At 39.4% G+C, this 15,288-nt stretch carries 6 protein-coding genes; all 6 read left to right on the forward strand.

Annotated elements, in window-relative coordinates; genetic code table 11:
• The first annotated feature begins 9 nt into the window (after positions 1–9).
• The 6 genes from ACTHN6_RS09605 (at position 10) to ACTHN6_RS09630 (ending at position 15,210) form a co-directional block, all read left to right on the forward strand.
• On the forward strand, positions 10–2,433 hold the full coding sequence (locus ACTHN6_RS09605; protein ID WP_440435537.1) for an ABC transporter permease: 2,424 nt from the start codon (positions 10–12) through the stop codon (positions 2,431–2,433).
• A gap of 242 nt (positions 2,434–2,675) precedes the next feature.
• Positions 2,676–5,075: an ABC transporter permease gene (locus ACTHN6_RS09610; RefSeq protein WP_440435538.1), complete on the forward strand. Its 2,400-nt coding sequence runs from the start codon at positions 2,676–2,678 to the stop codon at positions 5,073–5,075.
• Positions 5,076–5,317: 242 nt separating this feature from the next.
• On the forward strand, positions 5,318–7,717 hold the full coding sequence (locus ACTHN6_RS09615) for an ABC transporter permease (protein WP_440435539.1): 2,400 nt from the start codon (positions 5,318–5,320) through the stop codon (positions 7,715–7,717).
• A gap of 69 nt (positions 7,718–7,786) precedes the next feature.
• The gene (locus tag ACTHN6_RS09620; protein ID WP_440435540.1) at positions 7,787–10,189 is read left to right on the forward strand and encodes an ABC transporter permease; all 2,403 of its coding nucleotides are present in this window, start codon (positions 7,787–7,789) and stop codon (positions 10,187–10,189) included.
• 147 nt (positions 10,190–10,336) lie between these two features.
• A complete protein-coding gene (locus ACTHN6_RS09625; RefSeq protein ID WP_440435541.1) occupies positions 10,337–12,700 on the forward strand; it encodes an ABC transporter permease in 2,364 nt (787 codons plus the stop codon).
• 164 nt (positions 12,701–12,864) lie between these two features.
• Complete coding sequence (locus ACTHN6_RS09630) at positions 12,865–15,210, forward strand: ABC transporter permease (RefSeq protein ID WP_440435542.1); 2,346 nt, start codon at positions 12,865–12,867, stop codon at positions 15,208–15,210.
• Positions 15,211–15,288: the final 78 nt, after the last annotated feature.

Below are 15,288 nucleotides of genomic sequence, written 5' to 3' on the forward strand. Positions count from 1 at the left end.
TAAACGGCTATGGCTGATAGCCAAAAGCAATTGCCTTTTTATAAAAATGTAAAACCATACAAAGTGCTTAATAACTTTTTCAAAATTGCATTGAGAAACCTTTGGAAAAACAAGGGTTTTTCGTTTATCAATATCGCGGGCCTTGCTGTGGGCATGGCAAGCGCCATACTCATTTTATTATGGATACAAAATGAAATGAGCCACGATAAATTCTATGCAAAAGCAGACAGGATTTACACCTTAAACAACCGCGATAAATTCAATGGTGAATTATGGGCCTGGAATACAACGCCTAAAATTCTGGCACCTACCATAAAGCTCGAATTCCCCGATGTTGAAGAGGCCGTTCGTTATAACCAGGCAACTTTTCTGTTTACCGTTGGCGAAAAACACCTAAACATCCGCGGTGCATTCAGCGATTCCGGCTTTTTCCGGGTGTTTGATTTTCCTTTTATAAAAGGCAATGCCAACCATGCATTGGACAAAATCAACAGCATTGTTATTACAGAAGATCTTTCCAAAAAATTATTCGGTAACGATGATGCATTTGGCAAGGTTATTAAAATTGACAGCTCCGATTATTTTACAGTAACCGGTGTAATGAAAAACCTCCCTAATAATACAAGCTTCGATTTTGAATACTTATTGCCCTGGGCTTACATGAAAAAAATTGGCTGGAGCGATGAATACTGGGGCAATAATTCGGTAAGAAGTTATGTATTGTTAAAGCCGAATGTAAAGCAGGCCGATTTTGACAGGAAGATTAAAAATGTAACCATCGATCACACAAAAAACGGTGAAGACCCGTCTACCACGCAGGTGTTTACACAGTTGTTTAAAGACCGTTGGCTATACTCCAAATCAGTAAATGGCCAGTATGTAGGCGGCAGGATTGAAACAGTGAAATTGTTCTTTATCATTGCCGCATTCATTCTTTTAATTGCCTGCATCAACTTTATGAATTTAAGCACGGCACGCAGTGAAAAGCGGGCGAAAGAAGTAGGCATACGCAAGGTGGCCGGCGCTTATAAATCATCGCTGGTAGGCCAGTTCATCGGCGAAAGCATTTTCCTCGCTTTCCTGGCATTTATATTGGCGGTTATTATTGTTGAAATAAGTTTACCCGGTTTCAACCATCTTGTTGATAAAAAATTATATATCGATTTCAGTAATGCTTACTTCTGGTTGTTTGCGGTTGGCTTTATTATATTCACCGGCGTACTGGCAGGCAGTTATCCTGCATTTTATCTTTCTTCATTCAAACCTGTAAGTGTCTTGAAAGGCACATTTAAAGCCAGCCATGCGTTGGTAACACCGCGAAAAGTATTGGTGGTTTTACAGTTCACTTTTGCCATAGCCTTAATTATATGCACCATTATAGTTGGCCGGCAGATAAACTATGCGCAGGCCCGCGACGCGGGTTATGTACGTGATAAACTGGTTTATACTTTCATACAGGGTGATGTTGAAAGGCATTATGATTTGATAAGAAATGATTTGCTGAGCAGTGGCGCCGCTGTGGCTGTTACAAAATCCATGAGCCCGATCACGCAACGATGGAGTGATAGCTGGGGCTGGAAATGGGATGGCTCTACGGGCGCAGATGATAAAACAGATTTTGTGATGATGGCTGCCGACGCAGATTTTGCAAAAACAATGGGCATTAAATTAGTGGAAGGCAGGGATATAGATGTGTATAAATACGCCACAGATTCCACGGCTGCTTTGCTTAATGAATCTGCAGTTAAAATCATGCGGTTAAAACATCCTGTGGGCGCTGTAATTAAAGGCCAGGGTGTAGACTGGCATGTGGTGGGTGTAATGAAAGACTTCATTTATGAATCACCTTATGAAAAGGTGAGCCAGTTAATTGTGATGGGACCAAAATCATGGTTCAATATCATTCACTTTAAATTAAATCCTGCCAATTCCACAGAGAAAAATTTAAAGCTGGCAGAAGACGTATTTAAAAAATATAACCCTCAATATCCTTCCACATTCAATTTTGCAGATGAAGGGTATGCTTTAAAATTCCAGGAAGAAAAACGCATTGGCACATTGGCAGCTTTGTTTGCAGGCTTAACCATTTTTATTTCATGCCTGGGTTTATTTGGCCTTGCAACGTATATGGCCGAAAACCGCATAAAAGAAATTGGCGTACGCAAAGTATTGGGCGCATCGGTAGCAAGTATCACCACTTTATTATCCAAAGACTTTTTAAAGCTGGTTATTATTTCAATAGTGATTGCAACACCAATAGCGTGGTGGGCTATGTATGAATGGCTTAGCAATTACACTTATAAGATTGGCATTGAATGGTGGGTATTTGTGGCTGCAGGTTTGTTATCTGTTGTTATTGCATTGCTCACAGTGAGTTACCAGGCTATAAAAGCGGCGGTTTCAAATCCGTCAAAATCATTGCGCACAGAGTAGTTTGTATGAACGGGATTTTGGCAGATTAAAAAAGATTCTTAGGGTTATAAAGTACATAAAAAAGAACCCGGCAGATGCCATGAAAATATACAGCAGAAGGGAGTGACACAACCGGCGATGCCAAGAAGAACATAGCTGATAACAAAAAATTAAAACCGCATTGGTTCCAGATGTAAAATTAAAATTCAAATAGTTGTCCCGCCTTGACTTTTGAGTTTTGATTTACAATTTAAAATGTTTTTATGTTTAAAAATTATCTCACCATTGCGTGGCGCAACCTGAAGCGCAACAAAATCTATTCATTTATCAACATTGCGGGTTTAAGCATAGGCCTGGCTTGTGCCATGCTCATTATTTTATATGTTAAGGATGAAGTAAGCTTTGATAAATTTCATCATAACGTAAACAACATTTACCGCATTGTTTCCAAAAACAAGCATAACGGCCAGGAATATAAAAGCAGTAACACGGGTTATTTGCAGGGACCGCGGTTTGCTCAAAATGTGCCGGGCATAGAAAGTTTTGTGCGCGTGCAAAGCGGCAGGGAAGACATACAATTGGGCAATGATGTTAAGAGCCAGGATGTGTTATATGTTGATTCAGTTTTCTTCAATGTATTTACTTTTCCGCTGCTGCATGGCGATGCCAAAACCTGTTTAAAAGACCCTTCTTCCATTGTTATTTCAGAAGATGAAGCAATAAAACATTTTGGTACCAAAGATGCTGTTGGTAAGATATTAATGTTGAAAAATGATTCAGCATTTACACCGCATAAGGTAACAGCTGTTGCCAAACGCAGCCCGCAAAACTCATCCATACGTTTTGATATTTTATTACCATTTAAAGTATCTGATGCTGATGCACAGAACAACGATAACTGGTACAGTTTCTTTTTAAACACATTTGTTGTGGTCAATCCCAACAGCAATGTTGCAGCTATTGACAGCAACATGCAAAAGTTTTATGTGGCAGATGCTTCTAAAACTTTTAAAGCCATGATTGAAAAATATGGCGGCGGCCCGGATGCATCAATGGGCACTTATTACCTGCAGCCCTATACGGATATTCACATGAACAAGGAGCTGTCTGCACAAAACGGCATGGTGCATGCAAGCAACCCTACCTACTCTTATATTCTTTCAGGCATTGCCTTGTTCGTATTGCTCATAGCCTGTATCAATTTCGTAAACCTTACGGTGGCCCGTTCTGTAAAACGCGCCAAAGAAATAGGTATCCGCAAGGTGGTTGGCGGCGGCAGGAAGCAATTGATATTCCAGTTTCTCGGTGAATCATTTTTGCTTTGTTTTATTGCTTTTGCATTTGCCTTATTGCTGGTGCAATTAATATTACCTGTATTTAATGATCTCGCCAATAAAGCCTTATCCGTTGTTTATTTGTTTGATACCAAACTGATAGCCGGTTATATTGTTCTATTCTTTTTAACGAGTTTGCTGGCCGGTTTTTATCCCGCTCTTGTATTATCAGGTTATAATCCTGTTGAAACATTATACAGCCGTTTTAATATTAAAGGGAAAAGTTATTTGCAGAAATCATTAGTGGTTTTGCAGTTTGCACTTGCATCTTTTTTAATTATTGCAACGCTCACTATTTACCGCCAGTTTAATTTTCTTACACATACAAATCCTGGTTATGATGACAGTAATATTATTGAAGTGCATAAAGACAATATAAAGCGCGACGAAGCGGTTGTTTTTAAAAATGAGTTGCTGAAGAATCCAAATATTATTGGTGTTGCCTTAAAGAACGGCGGCCAATGGATGACAGGCGCCAGGACAGGTACCGATTCCAGTATTCAGTTTGATTATGAAACGGTGGATGAATCGTACATACCCATGATGAATATCCCAATAATTAAAGGAAGGAATTTTTCAAAAGATTATCCTGGCGATGCTGCCAATTCAGTACTCGTAAATGAATCTTTTGTGCAGAAAGCCGGCTGGAAAGAGCCGGTTGGCGAAATCGTAAATTTCTTTTATAACAACAATGAAATTTATCATGTGGTTGGCGTGGTAAAAGATTACCATAATAAATCGCTGTATCAAAAAATAGGGCCGCAGTTATTCACCATGAAGAAGGATAACTCTTATGGCTTGTATGACATAAAATACAAACCCGGCACTGAAACGCAAACATTAAATTTTATACGGAAAACATTTAAACAGGTCTATCCTTTAAGCCCATACGATTATGTTTTTAAAGATGAGCAACGCAGAAACGAATATGAATCAGAAGCTAAATGGAAACAGATTATTTTGTTTGGCGCTGTGCTCACCATATTCATTTCCTGTATTGGATTATTTGGCTTGTCTGTACTGTCGGCTGAAAAACGTACAAAAGAAATTGGTATAAGAAAAGTATTGGGCGCATCTGTAAACGTCGTTGTTATCATTCTTTCAAAAGACTTTTTAAAACTGGTGGCCATTGCACTCGTTATTGCAATACCGGCGGCCTATATGGCAAGCGATAAATGGCTGCAGAATTATCCATACCGCATTACACAAAGCTGGTGGTTATTTACTGGCGCTGCATTCCTTGTGATATTAATTGCATTGATAACCGTAAGTTTCCAGGCGGTAAGGGCGGCAGTGGCGAACCCGGTGAAGAGCTTGCGGACGGAATAGCAATAAAATTTACGGTCAGTTATAAACAGGCTCCTGAGGTTTCCGGGAAAAGCCTTCAGGGGGTTACTGTCCGCTCCTAAGATTGAAACCGTACGTTATCGCACAGTTTCTATACCGGATTGTATTTCAACTTATTGAGAATTAATTTTTTATCCCTTGGCATAGCTGTTGAAAGCTGAATTAGGCCTGTTTGAAAGAATACAGAATTTGTATACGGACAGCGATAAGCAAATTCCAACATCATGCTACAGAATTATTTCAGAACCGCCTGGCGAAACCTCACCCGCAATAAGGTGTATTCATTTATTAATATCGCCGGCATTACTATAGGCCTTGCCGCTTTTTGGTTAATTGCTTTATATGTGGGTGATGAATTGAGCTACGACCGCTCGTTTACCAATGCTGATCGTATTTACCGCATAGCTCAGCATGCCAACTGGGAAGGCGGGAGTATGAACCTCGCATTAAACCCGCCGCCACTCGGCCCTGCAATAACAGAAAAATTTCCGGAAGTGGAACAGGTTGTCCGCATAGATGCAGAAGGCGGCGGTGTAATAAAATTTAATAAAGAAGCCTTTAAACAAAACGATATTCTCTTTGCCGATAACAACTTCTTTAAAATATTCAGCTATACCTTTTTATATGGCGATGCGGCTTCGGCCTTATCCCAGCCAAATTCAACGGTTATAACAGAAAGCCTTGCAAAGAAAATATTTGGCGGTGTAGCACAAGCCCTTAATCAAACTATATATTTTGGCGACAGCGAGCCTGTAAAAATTACCGGCGTTATAAAAGATGTTCCGCAGAATTCACACCTGCAGTTCAGCGGCATCCGTTCCATGTATGTTGTTTCAAACGATCAGAACACCTGGCAAAACCTTTACATGTATGATTACATACTTTTAAAGAAGGGTGTTGATGTAAATGCGTTTGGGAAAAAACTGAATGCATTCGGCATGCAGACAATTGCCAAAGAAATGGGCATTAAGGATTATCGTATGGAACTGCAGCCATTAACTTCTATTCACCTTCACTCCAACCTTCAATATGAGTTAAGCACTAACAGCAGCATGAGCCGCGTTTACATTTTCATTGCTATCGGTATTTTAATTTTATTGATTGCACTTATTAATTACATGAACCTTTCCACAGCACGTTCTGCAGTGCGGGTAAAAGAAATTGGCATAAGAAAAGTCATCGGTTCATCCCGCGGTAACCTTGCCGGTTTGTTTATTGCAGAAGCTTTGCTGGTTACATTCATTGCAGCTTTTATTGCAATATTCCTTGTTGAAGCAAGCATGCCCTTCTTTAATAACATAGCGGGCAAAGAGTTAGATATATGGCGCTTCGGAATATACCCTACTATCGGGTTTGTAATTGTATTTGCTTTGCTCGCCGGTCTTATAAGCGGCAGTTATCCTGCATTGTTCCTGTCACGTTTTAAAATGATACCATCATTAAAAGGCCAGTTGGGCAATATGCAAACAAGTGCATTGCTGCGCAAATCCCTTGTAGTATTCCAGTTTGTAATAGCAGTATTTCTTATAAGCGGCTCCTTTATTATTTACAAACAAATGCAGTATGTAAATAATAAAGACCTTGGCTTTAATAAAGCGCAGGTATTAACCTTTCATATTGATGATATGAAAGTGCGTAGTGAAATTCCCGCCCTTAAAAATGCATTGCTTCAAAGCCCGCTTATTGAAGATGTTGCCGTTGCGGGAAATGCTATTGGCGATAACTATCTCGGCGGCCACGATTTTGCATTTGAAAAGAATGGCGTGATGCAATCATCATCCACCATGGCAAAACAATTATATGTGGATGATGATTTTCTAAAGACCATGAATATTCAATTATTGCAGGGCAGGAGTTTTTCAAAAGATATGCAAACGGATCAATATGGCACTATGCTTATTAATGAAACATTAATGAAGCAACTGGGCTATACAAATGCCGTTGGGAAAAAATCTGAATACCGGGTAAACCGGTTTACAGAAATGAGCCATCGCAATATTATTGGTGTTGTAAAAGATTTTCATTTTTCATCGCTGCAACATAAGATAGAGCCGATGGTATTAATGCTGCCGCCGGCAGCCAATGAACAGGATAACCTTTATGTAAGAATTGCGAAAGGTAAAATTGCAGCGGGGCTTGATTATCTTAAAAAAACATACGCAAAATTTGATCGCCAGAATACGGCTGATTTTAATTTCCTTGATGAAGCTTTTGCCAAACAATATGCGGCAGAACAAAAACAGGAACAGCTTTCATTTGTATTTACCCTGCTTGCTTTTATAATAGCCTGTTTGGGTTTAACAGGACTTGTAATGTTTACAGTGTCGCAGCGTGTAAAAGAAATCGGTATAAGAAAAGTACTGGGCGCATCGGTTAGTTCTGTAACCCTCATGCTTGGTAAAAGCTTTATGCAACTGGTGTTGGTAGCAACTGTAATTGCAATGCCGGTTGCCTGGTTTGCCATGCATAAATGGCTGCAGGATTTTGCTTACAGGATAGATATTAAATGGTGGATGTTTTTAATACCGGGATTAATGGCCGTAGGCATAGCATTAATTACGGTTTGTGCACAGGCAGTAAAGGCGGCATGGGTAAACCCGGTGAAGTCGTTGCGAACTGAATAAAAACTTTCGGAAACCCTGTAAATTTTCCAAAAGCTAAAAGCAGCCGCTAACTAATAATTAAAAAATAAAATGTTTAAAACATATTTAAAAACAGCGTGGAGAAACCTGCAGCAGCATAAAAGCAATTCTTTTATAAACATTGCAGGCCTTACGGTTGGCTTTGCTGCTTTCCTGCTTATTTTCCTGGTAATTCAATATGAGCAAAGCTTTGAAGATTTTCACGAAAACAAAAATGAAATATACCGCGTGGTGCGTATTGGCCGTGCCAAAGAAAACCGTGAATACAGAACCGGCGTTCCTCTCCCGGTAACGCAGGCTATCCGCTCCAATTTCCCGCAACTTAAAAATGTAGCAGCTATCTCCGGCGATAATGATGTACAGGTAAGTATAACGGGCACAGATGGATCAGTGCTGAAAAATTTCAAGGAACAGCATGTAATGATTGCAGAGCCGTCGTTTTTCCAGATGTTCAATTTTCCGTTTATTGCCGGCAACAGTAAAACAGCGCTGAACGATGTAAATACAATACTGCTTACAAAGGACGTTGCAAAAAAATATTTTGGAGACTGGCATGCTGCAATGGGGAAAACGGTGAAAGTGTACGGCGAAATAATGAAGGTAACGGGCGTTTTGGATAACCTGCCTGTCAATACAGACTTTCCATTAAGCGTTGTTGTATCTTATGCAACGCTGATGAAATTTTCAGATCCCAATGACTGGGGCAGTATTTCAGATGAGAATTATTGTTTTGTGCAGCTTAATAAAAACGCCTCCAGAGAGCAGTTCGATAAATTATTAAGCCAGTTTACTGATAAATATATCAAGCCTGTTAATCCCGGTTATTTTCTTTCATTACAACCATTAAAAGAAATTCATTTCGATAACCGGTATGGCAATTTTACAGGCAGAACATTTAGCGAAGACCTTATTCTTGCGCTAAGCATTATTGGTATTTTTTTGCTGGTAATTGCCTGTGTAAACTTCATTAATGTAACTACGGCCCAGGCAATAAACCGGGCGAAGGAAGTGGGCGTAAGAAAAGTATTAGGCAGCAGCCGCAAGCAACTTGTAATGCAGTTTTTGGGCGAAACAGGCATTACAACATTCATTGCTTTACTTGGGTCCGTTATTGTTGCACTGGCTTGTTTATCGTTAGTAAATTCTCTGCTCGGCGTTCATATTACTTCTGCCAGTTTATTTACCTCAAAATTTATTACGGGCATACTGGCTGCATTTGTTGTTGTTACATTTTTATCGGGGTTCTATCCTGCATTGGTTTTATCAGGATTTAAGTCGGTTAATGTTTTAAAAAGCGCGGTAACCGTGAGCGGCAATAAGGGAATTTCATTAAGACGGGGGCTGGTTGTATTTCAATTTGTAATAGCACAATCACTTATTATCGGCACCCTGATCGTTGCATCGCAAATGAATTATTTCCGCAATGCAGATTTAGGTTTTGATAAGCATGCGGTTATTAATGCCAGCTTTCCAAAGGACAGTATCAGTAAAACAAAAATGGATTTTATTAAAAATGAAATAGGGAAAATAAACGGTGTGCAGCAGGTAAGTTTTAGTGTATTTATGCCTTCAGGCGGTGGCGGCTGGGCCACTGATTTGCGAACGGTTGAAAACACCGACATGCAAAAACCAAATATGATTGTGCAAATGAAACCGGCAGATACAGCCTTCTTTAATTTGTATGATTTAAAACTGGTTGCGGGCAGAAAATATTTTGCATCGGATACAATTCGTGAATTTGTAGTAAACGAAACAGTAGTAAGAAACCTTGGATTGACTTCTCCCGATAAAGCTATTGGTAAAATGATATCTGTTGCAGGAAAGCTTGCACCCATTGTTGGCGTGGTGAAAGATTTTCATACCTTCTCATTGCGCGATGCCATCAGCCCAACCGTTTTAACTGCAATGAAGCCGCAATACGGTGTTGCCAACATTAAGATTGATATGCAAAAAGCAAAATCGGTGATTGGTGATCTTAAAAAATTATGGGGCAAATATTATCCTGATTATGTTTTTGAATATGGCTTTCTTGATAAAACTTTAGAATACTATTACCAACAGGAAAATGAGTTAGCTGTTTTGTATAAAATATTTTCAGGTATTGCCATTGTTATTTCCTGTCTTGGCTTGTATGGTTTAATTTCTTTTATGGCAGTTCAGCGCAGGAAGGAAATTGGTATTCGCAAAGTACTTGGTGCGCCAGTACGTGATATCGTGGTGATGCTTTCAAAAGAATTTACGTTTTTAATTGTTATTGCATTCCTGATTGCATCGCCAATAGCATGGTATTACATGCATCAATGGTTGCAACAATATGCTTATCGTATTGATATTAATTATTGGTTTTTTATTGCCACTATTTTTTGCTCATTAATTATAGCATGGCTTACTGTTGGCTACACAGCAATAAAAGCTGCATTGGCAAACCCGGTGAAGAGTTTAAGAACAGAGTAAAAACTTTTGGAAGCTTAAGACTTTTCAAAAGTTATAATGATGAAGGTAAGTGCTAAATAAAGAGAATGCTAAATTAAATAACGTGAAGTTAAAAGCCTGCAGCTCAAAGCTTGCTGCCAATAAAATATATTAATAGAAATTAAAAGCATGCTTAGAAATTATTTCAGGATCATCCGTCGTAACATGGCCCGCAATAAAGCGGTTACTTTCATCAACATTGCGGGGCTCGCATTGGGAATGGCCGTAACCATCATTATAAGCTTATGGATATGGCGGGAATTATCGTTCAATAAAAACTTTTCTAATTATAAAAGCATTTCGCAGGTTATGCTTACAGGCACTTTCAGTGGTGAAGTAAGCACAGATGTGGGTTGTTCAATACCATTGGCTGCCGAACTAAAAAACAGGTTTGGTTCAGATTTTAATCAGGTGGCGCTTACATCGAAAGCAGAGGATCATATCATTGCAATCAACGATGCGAAACTCAGTGCCAATGGCATTTTTGCGCAGCCCGGATTTCTCGATATGCTGGGTTTCTCTGCCTTGAAAGGTTCTGTAAAAACACTGGATGACCCTTCATCAATTATCATTAGCGCCTCGCTTGCAAAGGCCCTGTTTGGCGATAAAGATGCCGTTGGAAAAATCATTAAAATTGACAATAAGAGCAACCTGGAAATAACAGGCATTTATAATGATCTTCCTTCAAACTCTTCTTTTGCCAATCTGAAATATATCGGGTCCTGGAATTATTTTATGCCAAAAGGCGATGAAAAAAATGATGCCTGGAATGTTTGCTGGTATAATTTATATGTGCAATTGAATAAGGGTATTCATAACGATGATGTATCCCAAAAAATAGCCGGTTTGATGAGCGAGCATCTTACAGATATCAAACCTGTGTTATTGCTTCACCCGATGGAAAAATGGCATTTGTATTCAACTTTTACAAATGGTGTAAATACAGGCGGCCAGATTCAGTATATATGGATGTTTGGTTTGATAGGATTTTTTGTGTTGCTGCTGGCATGCATCAATTTTATGAACCTTTCTACAGCACGCAGCAGCAAGCGTGCAAAGGAAGTAGGTATTTTGAAAACAATTGGTTCGGCAAAAAAACAATTGGTACTCCGCTTCCTTGGCGAATCAATTATTATAACAATTATTGCATTTATTATCAGCCTTGTTTTAGTACAAATTAGTTTGCCCTGGTTCAATACACTTATCAGCGCTGATATTGCAATACCATTCAATAATATTTATTTCTGCATTGCCTGCATTTCATTTGTATTAACCACGGGCATTGCAGCGGGCCTCTATCCTGCATTTTATCTTTCATCTTACAAGCCTGCTAAAGTATTGAAAGGTGGTTTCCAGGCCGGAAAAGCCGCAGCTACTTCACGAAAAGTATTGGTAATAGTGCAATTCTTTACCTCCGTCTTTTTAATAACTTCAACACTTATTGTTTTAAAACAGTTGAATTATGCCAGGAACAGGCCGTTAGGTTATTCAGCAAATGGGTTAATAAATATTGCAATTAAAACGCCTGAATTGCAAACACATTATAATGCTTTCAGAAATGACCTGTTGCAGTCCGGTGCTGCTGTTAATATTGCAACATCTTCAGCGCCTGTAAACCAGTTAAAATTATCAGCAGGTGGATATTCATGGGATGGATTAGATCCCGACGTGCAGCCGGTTTTTGGCACCGTATCAGTTACAGAAGATTTTGCCAATACGGTACAATGGCGTTTTATAAAAGGAAGGAATTTTTCACGCAGCTTTATTACAGATTCATCGGGTGTTATACTCAATAAAAAAGCGCTGGATTATATGAATATCCGGGATGCTGTTGGAAAACAACTCGATTTCCGTGGCAACACTTTTACCATTATCGGCTTAATTGATGATGCCATAATGGGCTCACCGTTTTCCTCTGTTGTTCCTACGGCTTTCTTTCTTGCACAACAGCCGATGAATTACATGACGGTAAAGCTTTCTCCTTCAATAAGTGCACAACAGGCATTGCAAAAAGTGGAGAAAACTTTTAAACAATACAGCCCTGCGGCGCCATTCGTTTACAGCTTTGTTGATGATGAATATGCGAAACAATTCAGTACTGTAGAAACAACCGGAACGCTTGCAGGTGCATTTGCGGTGCTGGCAATAATTATATCCGGCCTTGGTTTATATGCACTGGCTTCATTCATGGCCGAACAGCGCATAAAAGAAATAGGCATCCGCAAAATACTGGGCGCTTCGGTTACAGGTTTATGGAGGTTACTTACCGGCGAATTTATGCTGCTGAACTGCCTTGCTTTTTTACTGGCTGTTCCCGCTGTATGGTGGAGTATGAATGCATGGCTGAATGGTTATGTATACAGAACAACCATATCATGGCAGGTGTTTGCTTTTGCCGCAGCCATAACTATTATAATAACGTTACTCACGGTAAGCTTCCAGGCAGTTAAAGCTGCATTGACAAACCCGGTGAAGAGTTTACGAACGGAGTGAAACTCTGGAAGATTATGAATTTTCCAAAAGGTTATAATGAGAGATAAATGATAAATAAAGTAGTGAATTAAATAACGCAAGTTAAGAGCCTGCAGCTTGAAACTCGCAGCTAAATAAACAACTATATGTTTAAAAACTATTTCAAAACCGCCTGCCGGAATCTGATGAAGAACAAGGTTTTTTCTTTCATTAATATTCTCGGCTTAACCATTGGCATAACTGTTTGTATGATGATCTTCCTGTTCATCATGAATGAATTTAGTGTTGATAATTTTCAAAAGGATAGTAACCGCATTTACCGGGTGATGCGTGGCTTTGAAAAAGACGGGCAGTCACACGGTGTAGCCTATTTATCCGGTATGTATGCGCCTGCTTTATTGAACGATTTTAACGGACAGGTTGAAAATGTAGTCCGCATAAACCAGAATGATAATCTTATTACTATCGGCAACCGTTCCTTTCATGAAAAGAAAATAATTGATGCCGACAGTAATTTTTTCAGCTTCTTTTCTTTCCCTTTATTAAAAGGTAATCCGCAAACCGCATTACAAAATCCGCATAGCGTTGTGCTAACCGAAACTACAGCAAAAAAATATTTCGGAAGTATTGATAAAGCTTTGGGAAAAACAATCTTGCTTGATAAAGACACACCGCTTAAAGTTACCGGCATAGCAAAAGATGTTCCCTCCAATTCCCATCTCTCATTTGACCTGGTGCTCCCGCTTGAAAATTATAAAGACAGAAGCTGGATGACCACCTGGATCAATAACGGCATATTTACTTACGTCCGGCTAAGTCCGCATACAACGCAGGCGCAGATAGAAAAGCAGTTGCCGCAGTTTATAGAAAAATATATGGGCAGTGATATGCGTAAATACGGCCTGCATTTCACGCTCTCGCTTACACCTTTAAAAGATATTTATTTCGAAACGCCTTCTGAATTTGGCGGTGTTGTTAAGCATGGCGATAAAACTGTTGTTTACATTTTTCTTTCCATCGCCGTTTTAATATTATTGATAGCCTGCATCAACTTTATGAACCTATCTACCATTCGTGCAGCAGAGCGTTCAAAAGAAGTTGGGTTAAGGAAAGTATTAGGTGCATTGCGTAACAGCCTTATATGGCAGTTTATTGGTGAAAGCGTTTTGCTCACCACTGTTGCATGCATACTTTCTGTTGTGCTATTATTACTGGTAATGCCCTGGTATAACCAGTTACTTGGTTATTCATTAACTGTTTCATGGAATGCTTTGCCCGTCTATGCATTCCTCACCGGCATTATTATCGTCGTTGGAATCCTGGCAGGCAGTTACCCGGCATTTGTGTTGTCGGCGTTCTCCCCTGTAAATGCATTAAAAGGTAAATTAAAACTGGGTAAGGGCGGTGCTTCCTTCAGGCAAGCACTGGTAATAGTGCAGTTCAGTATTTCTGTATTCCTTATTATTGGCACCATAATCATTATGAAACAAATGAGCTATGTAAAAAACAAGCAGCTGGGTTATAACAAAGAACAAACCGTGATTGTTCCGATTGACAACAATGACATTTATAACAACATGAATGTGTTTAAAACAGAACTGCAAAACAAAAGCGCTGTGCAGTCGGTATCGTTAATGTCTGGTGAGCCGGGCGGCTTTTTTGATGGCCATGTGTTTGATGTGGAAGGGCACAGTGAACGATGGAATGCAAGAACAGAATTTGCCGATTTTGAATTTGTAGAAACGCTTGGATTGAAAATGATTGCAGGCAGGGACTTTTCGGCGCAGTTTCCAACAGATACAACCGATGCGGTATTAATAAATAAAACGGCTGCAGCAAAGCTTGGATGGACACCGCAGCAAGCCGTTGGTAAATGGATACAGAATACTATTCGCGATAATGCAAAGCGAAGAATAATAGGTGTGGTGGATGATTTTAATTTTCAAACATTAAAAGAAAATATAGAGCCGCTGGTTATTTCTCCTGCAGATGACAGAAGAGCTATCCTGGTAAAGTTAAAACCGGGGAATGTTCAATCCGGCATCAATCTCATAAAACAGGAATACAGCAGGGTAGCACCCGCTTATCCGCTTGAATATAAATTTTTAGATGAGCAGTTTAATGATATGTACAAAAAAGACCTGCGACAGCAAACCATATTAACCGTATTTGCCGGCCTCGCCATATTTGTTGCATGCCTTGGCTTATTCGGACTTGCCTCATTCACAGCTACCAAACGTTTTAAAGAAATTGGTGTAAGAAAAGTGCTGGGCTCATCGGTGCAGAACATTGTTGTATTACTTTCAAAAGATTTATTAAAACCCGTACTGATCGCCACCTGCATTGCATTGCCGGTGGGTTATTGGGCCATGAATAAATGGCTGCAAAATTTTGCTTATAAAACTTCAGTGAACTGGTGGGTTTTCCTGGTGGCAGCGGCAATCACCTTTGGCATTGCCTTTATCACGGTAAGCATAAAAGCAATAAAGGCAGCAACAGTAAACCCGGTAAAAAGTTTAAGAACAGAATAGTCGTTAAAAGATTATAATTTAAAAATTATTGTGGTATACATGAGCATCTGTAATGAATAATGAGATAGTAAATTAACT

This window comes from Parafilimonas sp. (genome assembly GCF_051953455.1).
Classification (GTDB): domain Bacteria; phylum Bacteroidota; class Bacteroidia; order Chitinophagales; family Chitinophagaceae; genus Parafilimonas.

Bases quoted from the DNA above. Each gene is read 5' to 3' on its own strand.
- ACTHN6_RS09605 (WP_440435537.1), top strand. From the start codon at position 10: ATGGCTGATAGCCAAAAGCAATTGCCTTTTTATAAAAATGTAAAACCA.
- ACTHN6_RS09610 (WP_440435538.1), top strand. From the start codon at position 2,676: ATGTTTAAAAATTATCTCACCATTGCGTGGCGCAACCTGAAGCGCAAC.
- ACTHN6_RS09615 (WP_440435539.1), top strand. From the start codon at position 5,318: ATGCTACAGAATTATTTCAGAACCGCCTGGCGAAACCTCACCCGCAAT.
- ACTHN6_RS09620 (WP_440435540.1), top strand. From the start codon at position 7,787: ATGTTTAAAACATATTTAAAAACAGCGTGGAGAAACCTGCAGCAGCAT.
- ACTHN6_RS09625 (WP_440435541.1), top strand. From the start codon at position 10,337: ATGCTTAGAAATTATTTCAGGATCATCCGTCGTAACATGGCCCGCAAT.
- ACTHN6_RS09630 (WP_440435542.1), top strand. From the start codon at position 12,865: ATGAAGAACAAGGTTTTTTCTTTCATTAATATTCTCGGCTTAACCATT.